Below are 18,162 nucleotides of genomic sequence, written 5' to 3'. Positions count from 1 at the left end.
GGCTGCTAAACAAACAGCCCTTCCCGCAGCCACTTGTTGGCAACGAACTTGACGCCGCTGAGCACCGGCATGCCGCCATGGAGCGTGAACGGGTCGGGCACGCCGTCGGCGGTCACATTCGAAAAGAAAACCGCGCCACCTTTCTTGGGCGACACCTCGAGCCCGAGTTTGGGGAAATTGGTGCCGCCGCCGCTTTCGACGTCGTTCAGATAAAGAACAAAGGTGCCCACGCGCTGGCCGCCGCGGTCGAACAACCTGGCCTGCCCGGGCTGCGCGCGGTCGAACCAATCGAAGTGGGGCTTGTATTCGGCGCCCTTGGTGTAGCGCAGGATTTGCAAGCCCTCGCCGCGCTCGACGGGCCACTGGGCGATGGCCGCGAGGCGTGCCTCGAGCCGCGCCGCGACCTCGATTTCGCCGCGCGCGATGAACGAGCCGCTGCTGGTGCGGGCGTCGTGCAGGACGTTGTCGCCCTCGGTGCCGCCGACGACCCGCGAAGGCGCCATTTTTGATTCGCTGTAGGCCACCAGGATGTCGCACTCTTCATCGCTGAGCACATTTCCGAGCACGACAATGCGCGGGGCGTCGATGGCCAGCAGGATGCTCACTTCGCGGTCCGGCGTGCTGATGGTGTTTTTACTGGTGTCGATCTGGGGGCGCGCCATGGCCCCGGTTCTGGCGGCTTCGGCGATCGCGAGCGGCCGGCCGGCGGCTGCAAGCCCGGCTTCGATCGCCTCGCAAGCGACAGTGCGGCTGAATTGGCCGTCGCGCATCATGATGGCGATCAGCTCTTCAACGATGCAGCCACGACCGAGGCCATCGGCGATCCAAGCCTGCCAGTTGTCGGGGACCGACCCGCTTGCGACGCTTTGCGCCGGTTTTCTCGCTACAACCGCTGGCGGGTGTCCCGTCCGTTGACTCTAGGCTTGCGCATAGGTTTCCTGTAAATTTGATCGCCGGCGAGAAAGGCGTTTGTTACGAGCTCGGCATTTAGACCCAAGCACCGCCCAAGAGTTCCATTTGGATAAATTACCGCGTGTCGCCTGCCGAGGGCAATTAAAAACCGCCCAGAATGGGTGCAACCAAAAGGTTCACGCATATCGCAACCGGGGTCTGACCCCGATAGCGAAATTAATTGGCATTAATCCACGGCCAAGCCCTTGAGATGCCCCAGTTTCGGCAATTACTTTCATAAGTGGGGTCAGACCCCGGTTACGAAATTCTATTCAATGGGGCAAGCGGCGTTCGCCACAGAAAGGCGCCGAGGCGCGGACAGGCCAACCATTTGATTGAACACGAATCCGGGAGCAATTCAGAGGTAAGGGGGCAGACCCGGGTTACGGGTCGACGGAACAATATCAAGGGAAAAACCGCGGGTCGTAGATCCAGCGTTTGAGGGTCGTGGCGCCGATAGCGGCGGCATCCCAGTGCTTCGGATTGATCAGCACATTGTATTCGTCGGGCACGATCACGGAGAGAACAAGCAGGAGCGCCGAGGCCCCCGAGGCGATCCAGGCGTCGCCTACCCGCTTGGCGGTCAATCCGCCCGGAATCGCATCCCAGCCGCCTGGGAGCGCGTCGAGCATCTGGCGCCGTTCCCATACCGGGTCCGGGACGTCGATGCGCACCAGGTAGCGATTGAACGGCAGCGTGCCGTTGCGCAGGCAGTGCACGGTCTCTAGGGTGGCCAGCGCGATGTTCATGGCGCAGTAGACGACGGGGGTGCCCTTGCTGTTCCAGCGCCCGCCCGTCAGCTTGGCGCCAGTACCGCTCAGATCATCGGCAGTGTATGTCGGGGCCTCAACTGCGATCCGCCAGACCGGAACGCTCACGCGTACGCACCGCTCTGGCTCATCGAAAGCAGTTCGGCCACCAGTTTCTGGCCCTCGAACGTGTCCATGTAGCTCGCTGGCGTCGCACCGGCCAGCGCCGGCAGTGGCTTGCTCAGCCAGTCGGCAACCCAGCGCGCCGCGTCGAACCCGGTTGGATGGCCAGACTGCTCGACCATCGCCTGCACCATTCCGATCAGCATTTCAACGCCCAGAACGCGTTCCGATTCGTCCTTGGACAACACCGTGGCGTCTTTTTCCTTGCGGCTGATCGTGGCGCGGGAGAGGCCGAGGCTGGACAACAAATTTTCCTTGCTCATGCCCATGCGCGACGAGAGACTGCTGATCGACGACGCGGGTATGCCCTGCCGGATCACGGCAATGCGCGCCCCGGGATCGAAGCGGTGAATTTGTGTAGCATCGACAAAAACGGCGTGCCCGGCGAATGTTGCATCGGCGGCGCGGGCCGCTGCCGCTGGCTTCGCGCTTGCTTTGGAATTCGGCATATTTGCCTCCTTTAAGACGTAAGTGTAGCTCAAATGAGGCGAGGCGCAAGCGGCGCCCGAGTTGCCGTATCGCGCTTTCCGCAATGGTCGACGATGCCCGCCCGCCCCTGCTATCATCGGCGTTAGCGATCAATGTTTCAAGGTAGACCATGTGCATCAATTTCCGCCCTCCTCCCCCTGAACTGCTCGAAGCCGTCGTCGGCGCGCTGATCGATGTGTACCGGGACTGGGACTGGCCGAGCGAGACTTGGAAGGACTATCCCGCGCCCATCATCCGCGCCAACGGCGACGGCGCGCGCGAGTTGTGCCTCGCCACCTATGGCATGGTGCCGCGCAAGCACATTCCCGAGGGCGTCAAGGTGTTCGACACCATGAACGCGCGCGCGGAAACCATCGGCGAGCGCCGTTCGTTCGCGCCCGCTTGGCGCAAGGCGCAGCTGTGCGCGGTGCCGATGACGTGTTTCTTCGAGCCGGGCTACGAAAGCGGCAAGGCCGAGCGCTTCGGCATCGGCAAGCACGACGACGGCATGTTCTCGGTGGCGGGCCTGTGGCGCGAGTGGGGCGGCGCCGACGGCGTCATCGGCACCTCGTTCACCCAGCTGACCATCAACGCCGACGAGCATCCGCTGATGCGGCGCTTCCACAAGCCCGGCGACGAGAAACGCTCGCTGGTCGTGATCCCCGACGACGAGCTCGATGCCTGGCTGACCTGCCGCGACCCCGAACTGGCGCGCAGCTTCCTGCGCCCCTTCCCGGCCGAAACAATGAAGGCTTGGCTCGCGCCGCTGCCGCCGCGCGTGCCAAAACCAAAACCGCGGCCCATCGCGACACCGGCACCGAGCCCAGGCGAGCTGTTTTGAGCCTTGCGCGCGTGCCGCCATGCTGACGCGGATCCGCACCGGCCTCGACTGGCTGCGCGCGCCCTGCGCCCTGCTCGACGCCAGGCTCGCCAAAGGCGGGCTCACGTTCCGCCTCGACTTGCCGGTCATGGGGCGCAGCCTGCTCACGGGCGATCCGGCCTTGATAGCTGGCATCGTGCGCAACAAGGAGCTGATCGGCGGGCGCGGCACGCAAGCCCTGCGCCCCGTGGTCGGCGACCACAGCCTGATCGTGCTCGAAGGCGCCCGGCACGAACGCCACCGCACGCTGATGCTGCCCCATTTTTTTACCGGCGACATGACCGCGCACGACGTGCTGACGCGCAAATGGGTCGCGCGCGCGCTAGAGGCGCAGCCGCCGCTGTCCTGCTTCTCGGGCATGAAGTTCACGGCCGACATCACGCTCAACATCATCATCGAGGTGCTGTTCGGCGCGCTCGGTCCCGCGCGCCATGAGCATGCCGTCGGGCTCGTGCGCAAGTGGCTCGGCTCGTTCACCAATCCGGCGATCCTGTTCCTCAAACCCTTGCAGATCAATCTTGGCGAGCGTTCCGCCTGGGGACGTTTTTTGAACAACCGCACGGCGCTTCACCGCTTCATCGAGGACTTGCTGGCCAAGCCCGACAGCGGCGGCGTGCTCGGCACCATGATGCGGCAACGGCGCGCGGGAACGGCCGATGTCAGCGATGCCGAACTGGTGTCGCAAATGGTGACCTTCCTCATGTTCGGCCACGACACGAGCGCGGCGGCGATGGGATGGTTCTTCCACCACATCTTGCAGGACCCGCGGGCGCTGGCCGATGTGCGCGGCGAAATCGACCTCTGCCGCACCAACGCATCGAATGCGCTGGCCGACCCTGAGCAACCCGACCTTGAGCAACCCGACCCTGAGCAACCCGACCTTGAGCAACCCGACCTTGAGCAACATGTACTGCTCCGTTCCGCCATCCACGAGAGCATGCGCCTGTCCCCGGTCGTGGTGCACCTGACCCGCCACGCGGTCGCCCCAACCGCCGTGGGCGACTACCAGATCGCCGCCGGCGAGCGCGTGCTGCCGTGCATGTACCTTGCCCAGCGCAACCCAGCCGTGTTCGACCAGCCAGATCGCTTCATCGCGCGGCGCTTCGTGAACCCGAAGCCGGAATGGCGCCATTCGTATTTCCCCTTCGGCCTCGGCAACCGCCTGTGCGCCGGCATGCCGTTCGCGCTGCGGCAAATGGTGTTGATCGCCTCCGAGATGCTCGGCAATTGCAACTTCGAACTGGCCAATGCCGCGCCCGCCAAACCGGTGCGCAATATGGTCTTGATCGTCCCCTCGGGCGGCCCCCTGCTGCGGCGGCTGGCATGATACCCGGGGCCGACAAAGTGCTCGTGGTCACTGGCGGCCTATTGAACGAGAAAGAAACCTCGGTCATCCGCGCGGCCCGCAAGCAGTTGCTGCAATGGCGCGCCGCCGAATCGGCCTGGCTCGACCTCAAGATCAAACTCGTCATGGCCGAGTCGCTCGTCTGTGCCGAAGTCGCGCGCCGCATGGCCGGGCGGAACCTCCCGGAGAAAGTGAGCGCCTACTTCAACCGGGCGGCGTCGCAAACGGGCACGCCCGAACTGACCGAGGTCGTGCTCACCACCTTGCTGCGCCAGGAGCAAATGCCGTACGCCACGGCGACCGTCGATGAAGTCTTTGGCCAAAGCCCAAGCTTCAGGCAACAACTTGCCGAATGCAACACCGTGTTCCTGTCGGCCACCCTGCTGCGCGACCTCAGCGAAGTCGTTCCCCTGCTCAAACTGCTGAAAACCCCGCACAACCGCATCGTGCTCGGCGGCGCGCTGGCGAACCTGCTGGCCGACGAGTGGCCCGGCGTGCCCGAAGTGGACTTGCTCGCGGCCGGCTACGGCGAGTTGCTCGTTCCGGCGCTGGTGCGCTACATCCGCAGCGGCTTCACCGACTTGGTGGCGCCGCCGACGGGCCGCATCGAGCGGCGCGCGCACACGCGCGTGGTGCGCAGCGGCGTGCCCGACAGCCGCGACCTCGACTTTTTACCCACGCCCGACTGGGCCCAGGCCGAGCGCGACTACGGCCGCCGCTTCGACATGCTGTATTACGAGAGCGTGCGCGGCTGCCCCTACCGCTGCAACTTCTGCAACTACCCTTACTTGTTCGACGACACGCGCTTCCGCTACAAGAGCGCGCAAAAAATCGCCGACGACTGGCAGCGCTACACCGAAGATACCGGCGCCAAATACATCACCTGCCTCGACTCGCTGTTCACCATGCCGCGCGCGCGCCTGAGCGCGCTGTGCAACGAACTGGTCAGGCGGCGCATCGACGTCAAGTGGATCTGCTACGCGCGCGCCGACGACATCGCGCACGAGGACATCGTGCGCATGATGCGCGAGGCCGGCGCCCATCAGGTTCAAATAGGCATCGAGTCGGGCGACCAGCAACAGCTCGACAATATGGACAAGCGCTGCACGGTCGAGGCCAACCACCGCGCGCTCGAAAATTGCCGCAAGCTGGGCCTGACCTCGATCATCTCCCTGATCGTCGGCTTTCCAGGAGAAACCGCGCAAACGCTGGAGCACACCTACCGCTTCCTCGAGGCGACCCCGCCCGACTTCTACTTTTTGGCCACCTTCAGCACCCGCGTGGCGAACGTGCCCATCCTGAGCGAGAAGAACCGCCGCCGCTTCGGCCTGCGCACCGACAACAATCCGAACACAGTGGCGCCGTATTGGGAACACGACACGATGTCGTCGGCCACCGTCGGCAACCATGTGCGCGCCCTCAACGAGCGCCTCATGCAAAACCGCATCGCCCTGAACGCGCCGATGTTTTACTCGGGCATGCTCGGCTACGACATCGCACAGCGCGAGGCCTTGCTCGCATTCCAGCACGGGGCCGCCACCGGCCATGGGGTGCTCAAGGGCGGCTTCGACCTGGCCAACCGCTGGCTCGACCGCAAGCTGGCGCGCAGCATCGAAAAGAACCGGCTGGCCTGGCCGGAAAACGCCTCGGCCCACACCAGCGTGCTGACCGAATTCTCCGGCCCCGATTCGACCAAGCTGCGCAATCCGATCGCCTTGCACCGCATCGCGCCCGAGAAACCATGAGCACGCCTTCGCTGCCCACGCGCCAGGCGTTGCGGCTGTACGTGAAGATGTATCTCGGGCTGCACGCGCTGTTCGCCGTGGTCTACGGCTGCGCCAACTGGCTGGCCGCACGGCATGCCGATCCGATGCGTTATTACGCGTCTTGGGAGCAAGACATGCCCTTCGTCCCCGTGATGATTTACCCGTATCTATCGATAGCGCTGCTGTTCTGGGCGCCACTGTTTTTGCTCGACCAGGCGCGCATGCGGCGCCTCGGGCTTGCCGCGGCCGTCTGCATGCTGATCGCGGGCGTGTGCTTTGTGTTGGCGCCGGGCATATCCGCATTCGCGCTAGCGCCCGCGATGCCGGCCGCCGGCACGCTCGAGGCGAGCCTGTTCGCCGGCCTGCGCGCGCTCGACCAACCCTACAACACGGCGCCGTCGCTGCACGTGGCGCTAAGCACCCTGTTCGTGCTGGCCATGCGCGGCGGCAAGCTGTCCGCGCTGTTGCTGGCATGGCTCGGGGCGATCATGGCCTCGGTGCTGCTCGTGCACCAGCACCATCTTGCCGATGTGTTCAGCGGCGCCCTGCTTGGCGCGGTCTGTTACGTTGCGTTTTGCCGCACGGAATAAAAGTTCAAGCGGCACGCACTTGGGCGTCTTCGCCAGCTGCCAGCCCGGCCCGCTCGGCGGCCGACAGCGTGAAAATTTCGACACCGCTATCGGTGACCGCGACCGTATGCTCGAACTGCGCCGACAGCTTGCGGTCTTTGGTCACGGTCGTCCAACCGTCCGGCAACACCTTGACATGGTGGGTGCCTACGTTGAGCATTGGTTCGATCGTGAAGATCATGCCCGGCTCGAGCACGATGCCGGTACCGGCGCGGCCGTAGTGCAGCACTTGCGGCGCATCGTGGAATATTTTTCCGATGCCGTGCCCGCAAAAATCACGCACCGTCGAAAAACCCTGCGCCCGCGCGAGCGCCTCGATCGCCGCACCAAGGTCGCCAAGGGTTGCGCCGGGCCGGACCGTGTTAATGCCGGCAAACATTGCTTCGTAAGTCATCCTGACCAGCCGCTCGGCCAGGATCGAAACAGTGCCGACCTTGAAGGTGCGGCTGGTGTCGCCATGCCAACCGTCCATCAAGGGCGAAATGTCGATGTTGACGATGTCCCCCTCGCGCAAGAATTTGACCTTGGACGGCACGCCATGGGTGACCACATTGTTGACCGAAATACAGCTCGCGTGCTGGTAGCCGTGGTAGCCGATGGTGGCGGGAATGCTGCCGGCCTCGCGCATGCATGCCTCGCACAGCGCGTCGAGCTCGGCGGTGGAAACGCCGGGTTTGACATGCGGCGCGATCATGTCGAGGGTGTCGGCGGCGACGCGGCAAACAAGGCGCATCGCCGCGAAGCCGGCCTCGTCGTGCAGGGGGATGCGCTTGCCGTGGTCGGCCTGGAGGGAATAAATCATGGGTTCGCTTTGACGTGGATTAGGCGGCCTTGCGCGCCCAGGTGCAGACGGCGTCGTGCGACGAGCGCAGCACGGCATTGATGGATGCTGGAATCGGCAGGTCTTGGTTCAGGAAAGGTTTGACCATGGCCACCGGCGCGCCGATCAACACGAAGCGCAGCACATGGCCGGCATCGTCCGCGCCTGGAGGCAAGGTTTGCACGCAGCGCGTGAAAGCGGCGTCGAGTTCGGCCTGGTCGGCCTCGAGCTCCTCGCGCAGCGGCGCCGACAGCTCGCCAAAGTCCGGGGCCTCGTCCGATTGCAGCATGAAGCGCGCGTACACGGGCTTGTCGCGGCACCATTGCACCAGCGTCTCGACGGCGCGCCAGGTATCGCCCCGCGCCCAATGGCAACTGACCTCGGCCCGAAAATCGGCCCTGACCTTGAGCCAGGCGCGCGCCAGCACCGTGTTGCGCGAATCGAAGCGGTGATACAGGGAACCGATGGGCGCCCCCGCATTGGAGGCGATCGACGCCATCGACACCGCGCCAATGCCGCACTGGGCGGCAATCCGGATCGCGCTCTCGATAAACCCGTCTTCGTTGTATTTAGCTAATCTGACCATTCAAATAGAATATAGATTCTATTTGAATCAGTCAAGCCCTTTGCTTGGCACCGGCGGCGTGTTGGGCAAACGGTTGGGGGCTGGTTCGGTCACCGGAATCGGGCCGCGCCACATGCGCCAGTATTGCGGCCAGAAACCGACCGGCGCCACGCTGCGCTTGCCCTGCTCCTCGAGCGCGGTCCACGGCAGCCAGGGTTTCTGGTGGTGCACCAGATCCCAATTGCTGTAGAGCAGAATCGCCGACATGAACTTGCCCGAACGCAGATTGAGCGCGCCGTTGATGACATCGCGCGGCGTGAACGCGTGGGTGGCGTATTGCCGCGTCGACCAGTGGAAGGCGAAGCAGGCGTACATGATCAACAGCGCGCTCCAGCGCAGATCGAGCAAATGGAACAGCGCGGTCCAGAACGCGAGCATGGCCACCACCTCGCCCCGGATCCGGTTGATGCCATGCTTTTCAAAATCGTCGAACAACACGGCCGTGGTGCGCGCCTTGCGGAACGGCGCCGTGCGCAGCAAGGCCGGGAAAGTCGCCAGCAGCACGGTGCCGACCGGAATGCATGGCCAGAACCAACCGCACATGAGCCCGTACCACTGCCCCAGCTTGAGGAACATGTTGTCGCCGGGATAGTACAGATCGAACATTTCGTGGTCGGTGCGGTTGCAGCAATGGTGCACGGTGTGCGTGACCTTGAACATCGAAAACGGCATCGGGAACAAAAACCCGGCCAGCACGCCGAGCCGCTGGTTCCATGCCGGATCAGGATGCAGATTGTCGTGCGAGGCCTCGTGCATCAGCGCGTAATTGTTCAGCAGTACGAACGAGAAGATTATCCCGACCGGCAACGCCCAGATCAACGGCAGGTGCGCGCCGAGCCACAACAGCCCGAGCGCGGTGGCTTGCACGGCAGCCACGAGTAGCACGTTCAGGCGCGTATGGATAAGCGGCCTCTGTCTGGTCGTCATTATTGTCCACGTAAAAAGCTGAAGAAGCGGTACAAGAGGGGGATCACTTCGGGGCTGCGGAAAAAATGGTCCGCGCCCCACACCGGGTAGGCCGGGCCGCCGTCGAGGATGGCGTCGCGGCACACCACCATGCCGTCGTTGGGGCCAAACGGGCTGATCGCGCGGTAACGCTTGATCAGCGTTTTTTGAATGTGCGCGCCCAGCGGAATCGCCACGAAGCTGAACACTTTCATGTGCTCCGGCAGCACGATCGGCTTGCGCCAGTAAGGATGGTCGGTGCGCATCTCGCGTATCAGGTCGTAGCCGGCGCCGAACAGGCGGCAGATGGCGCCGTACTTGAAGGCGCCGAACCGGGTCCTGGTGTTGTGGTCCGCCACCTGCGAGCCGGCAACGACGCCGCACACATTGATCCAGCCGCGCAGGCGCGAAATCGCCGCCGCGTTCGGGTAGAGTTGCAGATACGCGCGGAAGTCGGCGTTGCCCTTGCTGATGCCAAATATCCAGATCTGCGATGCGGTCTCGTGTTCGAGCGCGTCGCGGATGATGCGCGCGTTCTCGGTGCTCGTGCCAAGGCTGCGGATGGGAATGGTGCCAACCGCAAAGCCGCATTGGCGCGCGATGTCGGCGGCAAACTTGCCGTCGGCGCCCGTCTCCGGATAGTGCCCGTGGAACAGGGCTGGAATGATCAGTATCTTCGCGTCGATCGGGGCGTGGCTGGTCGATATTTTCTCGCTCTCGACGGCGGCGATGAACGCCGCGTGCGGGGGCGACGCGTGCACGGCATGGAACAACACCAGCGTGGCAAAATCGAGTCAGTGGTCGGCGGCCAGCCGCCGCAGCGCGTCGGCCGAGGGCAGCCTGCCGCCGAGCGCGTCGACGTGCGGGCGGGTGGCCTGGCCGAGCATGACATCGTCGACCGGCGCCGAAATACAAAACTTACCCATTTGCTGACATCAGTTTGCCTGTGAGAGCGAATGGTAGCGGCCGGCGTCGATCACCACGTCCTGCGCCTCGGCGGCGCCGCACCAATGGATCTTGGCCGCCACTTTGGCGGGTGCTTTCTCGCCAAGGCCGAACAACAGGCGGCGGTCGTTCTGCGCCGAAAAGCCATTGATCACAAGCACTTCGCGCCACTGGCTTTTTCGCACGCCGCCTTGTTCGTCAGAAATCACGACCCTGGTTCCCACCGCATCGCGGTTGCAGCGTGTGCCGTTGCCGCGCAGATCCAGCCCGACCCAGCCATTGGTGGCGGTTTGCGCCTCGTTGCGGTAGATCGACACCGGTGCGAACTGGCGCGTGATGAGCATGTCGAGCCGGCCGTCGTTGTTAAAATCGGCCAGCGCCACGCCGCGCGAATTGCCCTCCTGCGTCAGGCCGACCTGCGCCGCCACGTCGACAAAATGCTGGCCGCGGTTGAGATAGACCCGGTTGCGTTCGTGTGGAAAAATGCAGCGTCCGCGCAAGTCGGCCCAACGGTCGGCAAAGCCGTGCACGTCGGGGCGGGTCAACGCGATCTTGTCGTTCCAGTACCAGTAATCGGGGCAACCCTCGGCCACCTTGTCGTAGGCGTTGTCGACCATGCCATTGGCCTGCACGATGTCGAGCTTGCCGTCGAGATCGAGGTCGCCCGCCGCCGCGCCCCAGCCGAAACGTTTCTCGTTGAGCGCGTTGCGGCCCGCCGCATGGTCGCTCCAGCCCGCGGGCGTGCCCGGCTTGCCGCTGTTCATCCAGAGCAGGCTGCCCTCGGCCTGCAGCTTCTCGTGCACGTTCGAGATGTAAATGTCGGCGAATCCATTGTTGTCGAAGTCGGCCAGCGTCGCATTCATGCCCTTGTAGGTGTCGCGCCCGATCTGGCCCGTGATGCTGCCCTTGACCATCGCGAATTTTCCGTTGCGCTGATTCAGCAGCAACTGGTCGGGGCCGAAATCGTTGGCCGCGTACAAATCTGGCCAGCCGTCGCCGTCGAGGTCGCCAAAGCCGATCGAAGTGGTCCAGCGGTGTTCGCCGGCCAGCCCGAGCTGTTCGGGCGCTAGCTTGGCAAAGCCGCCGCCCGTGTTGCGCCAGAGCGCCATGCCACCGCCATTGTTGGCGTCGTGCCAGGTGCGGTGCATGAAGTCGAACATGCGCCGATCGCCCGCGTAGGCGGGCGCGGGCAACTTGAACAAATTGAATGGCACCGGCGTGTCGTAGGCGCGCAGGGTCGGGCTGGTGACGTTGGCGATCACCATGTCGAGCCTGCCGTCGTGGTCGTAGTCGGCCGCGTTTGCGGCGATGCTGACCGTGTACTCGTTCAGGCCCACCTGTTCGCTGACGTCGATAAAATCGAGCTTCCCCGTCCCGATCAACTGGTTTTGCAACAAGCGCGTCTTGCCATAGCCGATGGTGACGAGCAGATCCTGATCGCCGTCATTGTCATAGTCGAGGAACATGCCGCCCGAAGGCAGGCCATGCGCCTCGGGATGGGCGGCGATGTCGCCCAGCACCGGCACGGCGATCCGCTCGAAGGCGAAGTTGCCCAAATTGCGGTAGAGGGCCACGCGGTCGTCCGCGTGCTTGAGCGGCAGGGTCAGGAACATGTCCTGCAAGCCATCGTTGTCGATGTCGGCAACGACGGCCGCGTCGCCCACCGACAACAACCACTTGCCGATATGGGCGATGCGCGGATCGACCCGGGTGAGCACGTCGCCCTGGCGCGCGGCAACATTGGACTGTGCCTGCGCGACCTCGACCAGTTTGAAATTGGCACGCTCGCCCTGCTCCACCGCCGCGATGCTGTGCGCGCCGAACCACAGCAAGCCCCCGGCGGCGCCCAGGGTGGACCAGCGGCGCGCGCCGAAACGCAGCCGCCCCTTGAGGCCGGCCCAGCCTTCGCGCAGGGCGTTGGCGTGATTCCACAGGAACATCAAGGTCGCGAAAATGAATGCCGCGAAAAAGAAGGTGTACAGGCTCTCCTTCAAGTGCAGCAAGAAGTCGAACGCGGCGATGGCGAACCCGGCCAGGATCTGCTTGGGCCGCGGCCCCGGCGAGGTCTGCGGGTCGGTGATCATGAAAAAGGTGAACAGGTAGAACGTGGGCGCGGTCAAGGCGCCCATGAGCCAGGTTTCCGGCGGCACATGCCAGCGCGTGAGCCAGGCGCGCACCAACAGGCCGATGGTGTAAAAGCCGAGGAAGGAAATGATCAGCGCCATGCGCTGGATCCGCATCGCAAAGAAAAAGATCGCCAGCGTCGCGACAAACGCGGCCACCGCGTAGGAGCCGCCCCACTGGTAGGCCGGCGCCGGGCTGATGACGTCCTCCATCAGCAAGATGCAGCTGACCACGCCGAACAGCGCCGGGTTGTAGACGTGGCGTCCGCGCCAGGTGATCAGGTATTTTGAGGCGATCGCGAACAAGGGCGGGATCGCGGCGAGCCAGTAGCCGTGGGCGTAGTTGATCAGGATGCTCAGGCCCATGCCCGTGATGAGCGCGCTGAACGGGAACAACGGCGGCCCGCCGACGAAAAAGCGGTGGAACAACATGTCGAGGCCGATCGCCGTGAGCACGGTGATGGCAACCTGCAAGGGACTGCGGTTGAAGCCGAGCACCGTCATTCCCAACACCAGGTAGACGAACAGGATGCCCGCCACGGGAACCCGCGGGTCGCTCAGCAATGGAAACCGTTGCCAGCGGGTGAGCGCGAGGATCATTGGATCGCCGTCGGATGAAGGATGATCATGCGAGTGCCATTTCTATATAGGGAACGCGGTCGTCGAGTTCAAAAGGGCTGCCGAAATCGACCTTGTGCAAAACGCCGGCCGCCGCGATCGCGCGGTATTCGCCCAGCACCGGGGCCAAGGGGTCGCGCTCGTGCAAGCCGGCGATTGCGTAATGCCATGGTCCGGTGCGCAGCGCGTTGTACGCAAAGCGCATCAGCACGCGGAACAGGGGCGGCGCGTCGCCCGCGATCGCGATGCAGCTTAGATACAGATGGGGGATCCGGCTGCCGACCGGCGGCAGCGGCTTCAGCGGACTGACCGCGCTGGCGATCTGGTAAAACGGACGCAGCAGGCGCAGCATGGGTGAGTAACGCTCGATATGCGTCTGCCGGATGGCCGCCTGGTCCCATGCGGCAATGGTGCCGACGATCTCGCCGTCGCGCAGCGCGAGAAAAAAGTCATCGGCGCCGAGCCCGGTGCAGCGCCCGCCCGCCAGGAAATCCTGCTCCCGGTAAACGGGGGCGAACTGGCGCGAGCAAAGTTGCCCGTTTAAAAAGGCGACGATGGCGGCCAGTTCGTCGCCGCGGGCGCGCCGCAATTGCACGCCCGGCAAATCGATCGCCGGCTTGGGCAGGTCGAGGTGGAGCGCCGGCGTCAGGATGCGGCCCATCGGCACATACGAGGGCAATCCGGCGCGCCCGCCGACGAGGTTGCGCAGCGCCACCGCGTTGGTGTCGTAGATCACCGTGTAGTACACGGGCAACAGATCATCGTCATGCAAGCTGCGCAGCAGACGGTAGCCGCGCGCCAGCAAGGTGCCCTTGCGGTACTCGGGATCGCCGCGCAGGTCGGCCAGGTAGCCGGCGCGCGTGGGCTTTCCGTCAATATACATGGTGCTGCTGCAACGGCTGCCGAGGCCGACGATCTTGTCGCGCCCGAGGTCGCGGCAGACGATCACTTGCGCCGTGTCGCCCTGCAGGCGGCAGCCGGCAAAGTAGCTCGGCTCGCGCCGGAAGCTGACCGCGATGTCGCCATCCATCCAGTCTTGCGCCATGCGCGCGCGCAACTGCGCGTCGTCGCCAGGTTCGGCCAGGGTGAACAGGTAACGGCTCACGCGGCCGGCTCCGGCGCGGCCACGCTCACCCATGCGCGCCATGCGGTGTTGCTTAGCAGCGCGGGCTGTTTGATGTCGCCGAGGCGCTGCCCGCGCGCCATGCGTTCGGCGAGCCAATCTTGCAGGGGATGGAGGCAGCGCACGGAAACCACCGCGTCGAGCTGGCCGAGCTTGCGGGCGTAGGCGTATTGCGGGTTGTCGTGCAGCGAGCGTTCGAGCGCGGCGGCGGCGGCGTCCGCCCGCGCCGCGTCGCCGGCGGCCGCGTCGAGCAACAGCGCATAGCGCTGGCGGCCATCGCCGGCATCGGGCGCGAGCATGGCGAACGGTTGTCCGAGCGCGGCGATGCGGCCCGCGACGAAGGCGTCGCTCAGTTTCTCTCCGCACAGGTCGCTGGTGGCGCCGCTGCGGCCGATGAATTCGAGCAGCGGCGTGCGCGCCGCGTGGCCGCGCACCACGACCTGGTCGCCGAGCGCGTAACGGTACAAGCCGGAATGGGTCGTCATCAGCAACTGATACTGCTGGCCCTGGGCCAGGTTGTGGGCGCCGAAGCACACGCCCGCCGCGTCGACAAACTCGAAGTAGCCCGAGCGCAGCGACAGCGCCGGGTACGCGAAGCCGGCCAGCGGAATGGTCACCAGGCCCTCGGTCGCCAGCAATCCCTTGCCCTGCACCAGCACTTGCGGAAACATGGTCCGCAGCGTGGCGGCGCCGACCGCGGCCGAGGCCTGGTCCCAGCAACTGATCACTTGCAGACGCGGCCACAGGCGCCGGTAGTCGGGCGCGGCGCGGGACAGCTGCGCCAGCACCTCGGCCGCGCGCGCCGGATCGTCCTGCGCGATCCGCCGCGCCAGCGCCTCGCGTCCGATGACCGCGTAGCGCAACAATTCGGTGAGGAAGGACGGGCTCCACACCGAGATCATCGACATGTTTGTGCTCGCAAACAAGTGCCGCAGCGTGCAGGCGCGCCATTCGTCGACGTCGGAGATCGCGCCCACGTCGGCCGGCACGGCGAGCATCTGCGCGACGGCCATGCCGACCTCGGCGCCAAGGTAGGCGGCGTCGGGCATGCCGACCGGTATGCCGCCCGCCGTCGCGCGCGCGGCGCGGCAAGCCGGCGAGATCGCCCAGTAAAACGGGCCCTCGCCGAGGCCGGGATGGTGCGTGCACAGGTCGTCGAGCCAGGCCAGCAAGCCATACTGGAAGCCCGCTAGGCCATCGGCGGTGTAGGGGATCAGCTTGCCGCCGTCGCTGCTGCCGCCGGTTTCTTCGAACGCGAGCACGTCTTGCGTGGTCAGAATATTGGTCTCGCCTTGCGCCTGGCGCGCGATATCCGCCGCCAGCGCCTCGTACCGCGCCACCGGCACGGCGGCGGCATACGCCGCCCCATCGCCGATCGCGCAAAAGGCGTGCCGCCGGCCGAATGCCGAATCCCGGTTCTGCCTCAAGATCGATTGCAACACCTCGGCCTGCACCCGCGCAGGATCGGCGAGGTCGGCCCGGAAGCGCTGGCCGGCGCCGTGCAACAAGGGACCGAGGTCCTTAGGCGGCATCGACCGCGCCTTCGCAGCGTGCTTCTTCGACGCCAAGGCCTTCGACAAAGGCGCGGCGCGCGACCGAACGCAGGTTCGGCTCGTCGAGCAAGGTGATGCAGGCGAGCTCCTCGCCCTCGGCGAAGCGCGGGTTGCGTTCGAGGAAAAACCGCACTTCGGGCCGCTCGAGCAGGTTGTCGCGCACCTGCGCCCAGTCGGGCCGCAGATGGCCGCGCGACTCCGGGAAGCGGATCACGCTGCTTTGGGGGTCGTAAAACTCGCCGAATTTTTTCGTGGCAAGCGCATCGAGCACCTGCTTGAACGCCGGCGGCGCTTCCCCGCGGTGGCTGGGCCAATACTGTTTGGAGAAAAGATGCAGGTAGCGGTAGGTGCGGTAGCCCTTGGAGATGAGGAACCAGTAAAGCGGCAACTGCGGCTGCTGCGCCTTGACCTGCCCGGCAAAGTGGCAGAACGTCAGCGCCAGGCTTTGCTCGCCCCAATGGTCATGGTGGATGATGGTGTCGCCCGAGAAGATCGTGCGCGCCACCGGGCCGGGCGCGCCGGGCACCGGCTCGATCAGGGTCAGCGTCGAAAAGCCGCACAGCTTGCCTTCGGCATGCAACACGATCGCATGGGTTTTTCCGGCAAGATCGGCCTTGAACATCGCCGCGCTCGTGCCGCCGTAGTAATCGACGAACAAGGCGTACATGGCGGCGATGTCCTGTTCGCCTAGTTGCGCGCGTTCACGGACGGTGGCGGAGAGTTGGGCCATGAAACCAGAATCCTAAGAACAGCGGTAAATAGATCGCCAGCGCCGCGACGACGCCAGCCGTGACGTTGAGCACGTGCCGGTGTTTTTCAGCATCGGGAACGAAGTAAATCGCCTCCCCGCCCATGGTGCCAAAGTTGGTGTGCATGTAGTAGGCGAACCATATTTCCGGCACGAACATCAATGTCGTCACGATACCATGTAAAGACAGGGTCGAGGCCAGCTTGCCGCCCCGGTGCTCGCCTTCGCGCCAGGCCAGCGCGAGGAAGTAGGCCAGCACCGCCGCGCACAGCAGGTCGTGCGCGATGCCGTAATGCGGCGACCAATTATGGAACACGTACAGCATCACCAGTTCGACCACGCCGCGCGCGGCCATCAGCGCCAGCAGCGAGCCGAAGGCCTGGGCCAGCCGCGGCGGCGTGCGCGGGTCGCAGATGATGAGCAGGGGCAGGCCGAGCCAGAACAGCAGCGCGAAGCAAAGCCAGGCCAGTTTGGCCGGCGCGATCTCGCCGCCGATCAGGCCGGCCACGTTTTGCAGGTACCAGAACGCGGCCGCGAACAAGGCCAGCACGGCGACCGTGGCCGCCGTGGCGCGCATCAGCGCCCGCTCAGAGGAAAATTTCATGGTCGCGCCGCTGGCCCGGGGTGGGCGGATCGGTCTTGTCGAGCATCGACTTGCGCCACATGACGATGTGGGTGCCGAGCAAATCGGCCTCGGTGCTGCACATGGGCGCCCTGGCCTGCCCGGGGCCGAGGTTGCGCTGCTGCAGGCCGAGCATGGCGACGTCCTGCCGGATGATCCAGCGCGACAGCGGCTCGAAAAACAGGCGCACCAGCCAGCCGATGCGCTTGTAGCGGAAGGTCATCACGGTGATCACCTCGGTCTCGAACGCATTGATTGGATTGCACACGGAGGTGATGATGTAATGCAGGCCGCCCGGAAACACGTAGTCGACCCGGCTGGTGTTGGGCGCGATGAAGCGGTCGACATGTTCCATCTTTCCCTCGCGCGGGGCGAGCATGCTCCAGACCACGCTTTTCTCGCGCGGCTCCTCGAAAAACTCGGCCTGCGCGCCGTCGCCGAGCGTCGTCACGACCGCCTTGACCGACTGCTTGGTCGGCGCCCGGAACCAGTATTTGTGCACGAAGGTCGCGTGCGGGCAATCGAGGAAGTTTTCGAGGCACGAGTCGACGCCGGCCTTGAAGCGCGTCTGCATCACGAAACTGGTCCAGCCCGGGGCGCGGTAGTTGGCCATCGTCGGCGGCGCGCCGGGCGCCCCGCCCTCGCCGCTCCAGATCCAGACGAAGCCCTCCTGCTCCACGCTTGGCCACGCCCGCACCCTCGCCTTGTTGGCCGCGTTGGCGCACGCCGACAGGGCCGGCACGTGCGTGACCTTGCCCTGCGGGTCGTATTGCCAGCCGTGGTAGGGGCACTGGACGGTTTCGCCGCAGACCTTGCCCTCCGACAGCGGCACCGCGCGGTGCGCGCAACGGTCCTCGAGCACGCCGAGCTTTTTGTCCTTGGTGCGGAAGGCGACCAGCGCCCGTCCCGCGTGCATGAAACGCTTCGGCGCGCGCCCCAACTGGCGCGCGCGGCAAAGGATGTACCACCCGGGCGGCACGGCGAGGTCGGTCTCAGTCATGCACCAATTATAAGGTGAAACATAGCCTCAAAAAACACCATCGCAAATGCGAATGATTCTCATTGATAG

18 protein-coding genes are annotated in these 18,162 nt (G+C 65.1%); 4 read left to right on the top strand and 14 right to left on the bottom strand.

Annotated elements, in window-relative coordinates:
- Positions 1-5: 5 nt before the first annotated feature.
- From C7C56_RS16565 to C7C56_RS29960, 3 genes are all read right to left on the bottom strand, one after another.
- A complete protein-coding gene (locus C7C56_RS16565; RefSeq protein ID WP_106758477.1) occupies positions 6-773 on the bottom strand; it encodes a 2OG-Fe(II) oxygenase in 768 nt (255 codons plus the stop codon).
- Positions 774-1,355: 582 nt separating this feature from the next.
- Complete coding sequence (locus tag C7C56_RS16560; protein ID WP_106758476.1) at positions 1,356-1,829, bottom strand: RES family NAD+ phosphorylase; 474 nt, start codon at positions 1,827-1,829, stop codon at positions 1,356-1,358.
- Positions 1,826-2,332 (bottom strand): Xre family toxin-antitoxin system antitoxin, encoded by a 507-nt coding sequence (locus C7C56_RS29960; protein WP_229458822.1) that lies wholly within the window; start codon positions 2,330-2,332, stop codon positions 1,826-1,828. Before C7C56_RS29960 ends, C7C56_RS16560 begins: the two co-directional genes overlap by 4 nt.
- A 149-nt stretch (positions 2,333-2,481) precedes the next feature.
- On the opposite strand from C7C56_RS29960, the gene C7C56_RS16550 reads away from it, so the two are divergent.
- Genes C7C56_RS16550 through C7C56_RS16535 form a run of 4 tightly spaced genes read left to right on the top strand, consistent with a single transcriptional unit; the run spans position 2,482 to position 6,932 of the window.
- Positions 2,482-3,192: an SOS response-associated peptidase gene (locus C7C56_RS16550; RefSeq protein WP_106758475.1), complete on the top strand. Its 711-nt coding sequence runs from the start codon at positions 2,482-2,484 to the stop codon at positions 3,190-3,192.
- A gap of 19 nt (positions 3,193-3,211) precedes the next feature.
- Positions 3,212-4,558 (top strand): cytochrome P450, encoded by a 1,347-nt coding sequence (locus C7C56_RS16545; protein ID WP_106758474.1) that lies wholly within the window; start codon positions 3,212-3,214, stop codon positions 4,556-4,558.
- A gap of 41 nt (positions 4,559-4,599) precedes the next feature.
- Positions 4,600-6,321 carry a B12-binding domain-containing radical SAM protein gene (locus C7C56_RS16540; protein WP_181373203.1) on the top strand — a complete coding sequence of 574 codons (1,722 nt, stop codon included), beginning with the start codon at positions 4,600-4,602 and terminating at the stop codon, positions 6,319-6,321.
- The gene (locus tag C7C56_RS16535) at positions 6,318-6,932 is read left to right on the top strand and encodes a phosphatase PAP2 family protein (RefSeq protein WP_106758472.1); all 615 of its coding nucleotides are present in this window, start codon (positions 6,318-6,320) and stop codon (positions 6,930-6,932) included. The genes C7C56_RS16540 and C7C56_RS16535 overlap by 4 nt, the downstream gene beginning before the upstream one ends.
- A gap of 4 nt (positions 6,933-6,936) precedes the next feature.
- Here C7C56_RS16535 and map read toward each other — a convergent pair whose 3' ends face one another.
- From map to C7C56_RS16490, 11 genes are read right to left on the bottom strand one after another with little or no spacing between them, the layout of a single operon-like run.
- Positions 6,937-7,773, bottom strand: coding sequence for a type I methionyl aminopeptidase (gene map, locus C7C56_RS16530; protein WP_106758471.1), 837 nt, complete (start codon positions 7,771-7,773; stop codon positions 6,937-6,939).
- 19 nt (positions 7,774-7,792) lie between these two features.
- A complete protein-coding gene (locus C7C56_RS16525) occupies positions 7,793-8,377 on the bottom strand; it encodes a TetR/AcrR family transcriptional regulator (RefSeq protein WP_106758470.1) in 585 nt (194 codons plus the stop codon).
- 27 nt (positions 8,378-8,404) lie between these two features.
- Positions 8,405-9,292 (bottom strand): fatty acid desaturase family protein, encoded by an 888-nt coding sequence (locus tag C7C56_RS28935; RefSeq protein ID WP_181373202.1) that lies wholly within the window; start codon positions 9,290-9,292, stop codon positions 8,405-8,407.
- Between the two features lie 50 nt (positions 9,293-9,342).
- Complete coding sequence (locus C7C56_RS28930) at positions 9,343-10,137, bottom strand: hypothetical protein (protein ID WP_181373201.1); 795 nt, start codon at positions 10,135-10,137, stop codon at positions 9,343-9,345.
- Between the two features lie 18 nt (positions 10,138-10,155).
- Positions 10,156-10,287, bottom strand: coding sequence for a hypothetical protein (locus C7C56_RS30330; RefSeq protein WP_267874716.1), 132 nt, complete (start codon positions 10,285-10,287; stop codon positions 10,156-10,158).
- A 9-nt stretch (positions 10,288-10,296) separates the two neighbouring features.
- Positions 10,297-13,029 (bottom strand): FG-GAP-like repeat-containing protein, encoded by a 2,733-nt coding sequence (locus tag C7C56_RS16515; protein ID WP_106758469.1) that lies wholly within the window; start codon positions 13,027-13,029, stop codon positions 10,297-10,299.
- Between the two features lie 25 nt (positions 13,030-13,054).
- The gene (locus C7C56_RS16510) at positions 13,055-14,152 is read right to left on the bottom strand and encodes a hypothetical protein (protein WP_146204517.1); all 1,098 of its coding nucleotides are present in this window, start codon (positions 14,150-14,152) and stop codon (positions 13,055-13,057) included.
- Positions 14,149-15,702 (bottom strand): GH3 family acyl-acid amido synthetase, encoded by a 1,554-nt coding sequence (locus C7C56_RS16505; RefSeq protein WP_106758467.1) that lies wholly within the window; start codon positions 15,700-15,702, stop codon positions 14,149-14,151. Before C7C56_RS16505 ends, C7C56_RS16510 begins: the two co-directional genes overlap by 4 nt.
- Positions 15,692-16,453 carry a hypothetical protein gene (locus C7C56_RS16500; RefSeq protein WP_106758466.1) on the bottom strand — a complete coding sequence of 254 codons (762 nt, stop codon included), beginning with the start codon at positions 16,451-16,453 and terminating at the stop codon, positions 15,692-15,694. Before C7C56_RS16500 ends, C7C56_RS16505 begins: the two co-directional genes overlap by 11 nt.
- Positions 16,425-17,075: a hypothetical protein gene (locus tag C7C56_RS16495; RefSeq protein ID WP_146204516.1), complete on the bottom strand. Its 651-nt coding sequence runs from the start codon at positions 17,073-17,075 to the stop codon at positions 16,425-16,427. Before C7C56_RS16495 ends, C7C56_RS16500 begins: the two co-directional genes overlap by 29 nt.
- On the bottom strand, positions 17,059-18,093 hold the full coding sequence (locus C7C56_RS16490; protein ID WP_106758464.1) for a Rieske 2Fe-2S domain-containing protein: 1,035 nt from the start codon (positions 18,091-18,093) through the stop codon (positions 17,059-17,061). The genes C7C56_RS16495 and C7C56_RS16490 overlap by 17 nt, the downstream gene beginning before the upstream one ends.
- Positions 18,094-18,162: the final 69 nt, after the last annotated feature.

It is taken from the genome of Massilia glaciei (assembly GCF_003011895.2).
In the GTDB taxonomy this organism is placed as follows: Bacteria; Pseudomonadota; Gammaproteobacteria; order Burkholderiales; family Burkholderiaceae_D; genus Telluria_A; species Telluria_A glaciei.
This window is presented reverse-complemented; position numbering and strand designations above follow the sequence as displayed.